This window comes from Sphingomonas sp. (genome assembly GCF_040398505.1).
Taxonomy (GTDB): domain Bacteria; phylum Pseudomonadota; class Alphaproteobacteria; order Sphingomonadales; family Sphingomonadaceae; genus Sphingomonas.
The window spans coordinates 1-3,692 of record NZ_JBBATX010000172.1 but is presented as its reverse complement, the minus strand read 5'-3'; the positions used below and the strand labels follow the sequence as shown (position 1 = coordinate 3,692).

4 protein-coding genes are annotated in these 3,692 nt (G+C 65.3%); 1 reads left to right on the top strand and 3 read right to left on the bottom strand.

What is annotated here, in order from left to right; all coding sequences use genetic code 11:
* Positions 1–62: 62 nt before the first annotated feature.
* Complete coding sequence (locus ABWP09_RS13975; protein ID WP_353205731.1) at positions 63–245, top strand: hypothetical protein; 183 nt, start codon at positions 63–65, stop codon at positions 243–245.
* Here ABWP09_RS13975 and ABWP09_RS13970 read toward each other — a convergent pair.
* From ABWP09_RS13970 to ABWP09_RS13960, 3 genes are all read right to left on the bottom strand, one after another.
* Positions 239–1,390, bottom strand: a complete 1,152-nt coding sequence (locus tag ABWP09_RS13970) for an aspartyl protease family protein (protein ID WP_353205730.1) — start codon at positions 1,388–1,390, stop codon at positions 239–241. The two genes, ABWP09_RS13975 and ABWP09_RS13970, sit on opposite strands and share 7 nt — an antisense overlap.
* Before the next feature lie 178 nt (positions 1,391–1,568).
* Entirely contained in the window at positions 1,569–3,068 is a 1,500-nt protein-coding gene (locus ABWP09_RS13965) for a TadA family conjugal transfer-associated ATPase (RefSeq protein ID WP_353205729.1), read from the bottom strand.
* Between the two features lie 123 nt (positions 3,069–3,191).
* A complete protein-coding gene (locus ABWP09_RS13960; protein ID WP_353205728.1) occupies positions 3,192–3,446 on the bottom strand; it encodes an ATP synthase F1 subunit epsilon in 255 nt (84 codons plus the stop codon).
* Positions 3,447–3,692: the final 246 nt, after the last annotated feature.

The window sequence follows — 3,692 nt, the reverse complement described above, 5'->3', positions numbered from 1 at the left end:
CTCAAGGCCGAACTCGGCCGGTTGAACGAAAAGATCGAAAAGCTCGGCGACTGAGTAGCGCAATGGTGTCGTGGATCGCGGCGGCGGTCGCAGGTCTTGTTGCGGTCGCGGCGGGCGTCGGCGATTGGCGGCGGTCGGCGCGCGCGGATCTCGACCGGATCGGAGTCGTCGATTGGCGGACGCTGCAGATGGTCGCGCTGATCGTCGCCGCGTGCTGCGCGATCGTGGCGACGCACGGTCAGTAAAAGCTGCGCAGCGTCAGCGTTCGGATCGTGCCATCGCACACCCCCAGCCTCACCGTGCGCCCAGGGCGATCGACCGGCCAGCGGAGCGGCGCTTCGCTGGCGACGGTTGCGCCATCGACTCGGCAAATCTGTTCGCCCGCGTGCCATCCGGCGGCTTCGGCAGGGCTGCCGCGCATGACGTGGAGTACGCTCAGCCGGTCGGCCTCGGCGCGCAACACCAGGCCGCTGGTTGATCGCAGTGGGGGCTCGTCGCCATTCTTGCCAGGGCCCAGCACCATACGCCCGGCGGCGGGATCGAGCAGGACGCGGTAGCGGCTGAGGAAGCCCGACCCGATCCGCCCGTTCATCCCGATCGCCTGCGTATAGCCTGTGTTGGGTTCGATCCGTACCTCGACAGTGCGGGCGGTCAGCGTGCCGCTGTGGACGGCGGGGACGATCGCGAGATCGACCAACGATGCCCCGCCGATGCCATAGGCGATCGTACTGGTGGTCGGCATTTTCGCCTCGGGCAGGGCGCTCCACACGCCATGGCGCAGCGTAACAGCACCGCCATCGCCGGTATCGATCAGCACGCGGGAGATGTGGGCAGCGCCGAGCGAAAGCTCGGTCACGTACCCCGGCCACGTGCCGGCAATGCGCAGCGGCGCGGTGCTTCCGCGAAAGGGAAGGCGCCCCGAGGGCAGCAGGCGGAAGCGCCGCGCATCATAATCGATGTCGAGCGCATAGCCCTGGGTCATATCCCGCCCGACGAGGAGATCGACCGGCGCGCCGCCCGTTGCGGCGTCGGGCAGGGTGGTAGTGGCCAGTTGCGCGTGGTGCCGGGTTAATGGACCGACCACCATCTCGCGGACATCGACCCAGCCGCTCGCCACCGTCCCGCCGATCGCGACGGCGGCTGGGCCGGAGCGGATGCGTAGCTTGGTCCGCTCGACGAAGCCGCGCGACAGCAGCGATGTGCTGACCCCGGTATCGAGAATCGCGCTGACGGGTTGAACATCGACGATGGCCGAGAAGCGGATCTGGTTGGCGGGGGTGAGCTCGAATGCGATCCAGCGCGCCTCGGCATCGGGTGCCAGCACATCGATCGTTGCCGGTTGGGATGCGGCGACTGTCAGCAGCGGGAGGGTGAGGAGAAGCGCGCGCATCGGGGGGAGCTTAGACACTGCTCATGCAGTCGTCGATTTTTGGGCAGTGGCCGTTTTCGGTTCGTTACACCGGCCCTGTCCCGGCTCCACAGCCGCGCAGATGAGAGACGTTGCGCGCGCTGAACGGTGGACCCCGGCACAAGGCCGGGGTGACGGAAGGGGGCGCGACGGTCTATGCTTAGAGGCACGCCTCGAGATAGGCCTGATCGAAGCCAAAGGTCCGCGCCTTTTCCAGCGTATAGGGGCGCAACCCCATCGAGCGATATTCGCCGATGATCTTGCCGTCGGCGGACTCGTCGAGATATTCGAACTTAAACAGCTCCTGCGTGACGATCACCGGGCCTTCCATGCCGATCACTTCGGTCACGTTGGTGACGCGGCGCGAACCGTCGCGCAGGCGCTTCACCTGAATGATCATCTCGACCGAATCGGCGATCTGGCGCGAGATCGCTTCCTTGGGCACCTTGATGTCGGACATCATCACCATGTTCTCCATACGCGCGAGCGCCTCGCGCGGGGAGTTGGCGTGGAGCGTACACATCGATCCATCGTGACCGGTGTTCATCGCGGCGAGCATGTCGAAACACTCGCTGCCGCGAATTTCGCCGAGGATGATGCGATCCGGGCGCATACGCAGCGCGTTCTTGACGAGATCGCGGATGCTGATTTCGCCCTGACCTTCGAGGTTGGCGGGGCGCGTTTCGAGCGGGAGCCAGTGCGGCTGTTGCAAGCGGAGTTCGGCGGCGTCCTCGATCGTCAGCACGCGCTCGCCGGGGTCGATCATCTTCGACAGCGCGTTGAGCATCGTGGTTTTGCCCGAGCCGGTACCGCCCGAGATGACGACGTTGAAGCGGCACGCGCCGGCAATCTTGAGTGCGGTGGCCATCTTCGGGCTCATCGAGCCGAAGCCCGCCATCATGTCGAGCGTGATCGGCTTGGCGGAGAATTTACGAATCGAGATTGCGGTGCCGCGCAAGCTGAGCGGCGGGACGATGACGTTGACGCGGCTGCCGTCCTTGAGGCGGGCGTCGGCGAGCGGCGTGGTCTGATCGACGCGGCGGCCGACCGAGTTGCAGATGCGCTGCGCGATCTGGAACAGATGCTCCTCGTCGCGGAACTGGATCTGCGCGAGTTCGAGCTTGCCCTTGCGCTCGACATAGGTCTGGTCGGGGCCGTTGACCATGATGTCGGTGATGTTGGGATCGGCGAGCAATTCTTCGAGCGGCCCGAGGCCAAGCAGTTCGTCGACCAGCACCTTTTCGAGCGCGAATTGCTCGCGGCGGTTGAGCGTCAGCTTGAGCTCGGCGAGCACTTCGCCGATGATCGGGCGGAATTCCTCGGCGAGTTCGTCCTTGTTCAGCGTTGCCGCCGCCTCGGGATCGACGCGTTCGAGCAAGCGCGGAAGGACCTGTTCCTTGATCTTGTGGATCGAGCTTTCGAAGCCCTCGACCTTCGAGCTGCCCGATTCGGCGGACGAGGCCTGGCGGTCGGCAAGGCGCTGCATCGCATCCTGCTGCGTGCCGGGCATGGTGCCGGTCGGATCGCTTTCGGGGAAGGTCGGCAGCGGTGGGAACTGTTCGCCGGCGCCTGGCCCGGCTTCGCCATCGGACGGGCGTGCGCTGCCGCCCTGCATCGGGCGCGCGACACCGAAAGCGGGGCGCGCTCCAGCTCCAGCCATTCCCGGTCGACGTCCAAATGCACTCATGCCGTGCGGTTCCCTAATGGCCACCGCAAATGCCTAAGCGCGAGAGTTTGACAATTTCCTAACCAAAACCGCCGCGTGTCGCATAAGGTCCGCGCGTCAGGCGGTCCGTTCGGCCAACACGGTCAGGCCTGCCGCCGAAACCTCGGCGAAACCGCCTTCGATCGCAATCGTTTCCGGCTCGCCCTTTTCGGTGCGATAGACCGACAGCGCGCCGTCGCGGATCGTCGACATGACCGGGGCATGGCCCTCCAGTACGCCGAAATCGCCCTCGGTCCCGGGGACGACGACCATATACACGTCCTCGCTGCGGACGAGGCGTTCTGGGGTGACGAGTTCGAAGTGAAGGGGCATGGTTCTTATCCTATGCCCTCTCCCGCGTTCGCGGGAGAGGCTACGGAGACTTGGCAGCTTGCTGCCTAGTCGAAGTCGGTGAGGGTCTTCTTCTTGTCCGGAGCGCGGCGAAGAAGAAGACCCTCACCCAACCCTCTCCCATGAAGATGGGAGAGGGCTAAAAAGAGAAATTACGCTTCCTTGGCCATCCGCTCGGCCTTGGCGATCACTTCGTCGATGCCGCCGACCATGTAGAAGGCGCTCTCG

Excerpts from the sequence above, each read along its gene's own strand:
- ABWP09_RS13975 (WP_353205731.1), top strand. The coding sequence starts at position 63 with ATGGTGTCGTGGATCGCGGCGGCGGTCGCAGGTCTTGTTGCGGTCGCG.
- ABWP09_RS13970 (WP_353205730.1), bottom strand. The coding sequence starts at position 1,390 with ATGCGCGCGCTTCTCCTCACCCTCCCGCTGCTGACAGTCGCCGCATCC.
- ABWP09_RS13965 (WP_353205729.1), bottom strand. The coding sequence starts at position 3,068 with ATGGCTGGAGCTGGAGCGCGCCCCGCTTTCGGTGTCGCGCGCCCGATG.
- ABWP09_RS13960 (WP_353205728.1), bottom strand. The coding sequence starts at position 3,446 with ATGCCCCTTCACTTCGAACTCGTCACCCCAGAACGCCTCGTCCGCAGC.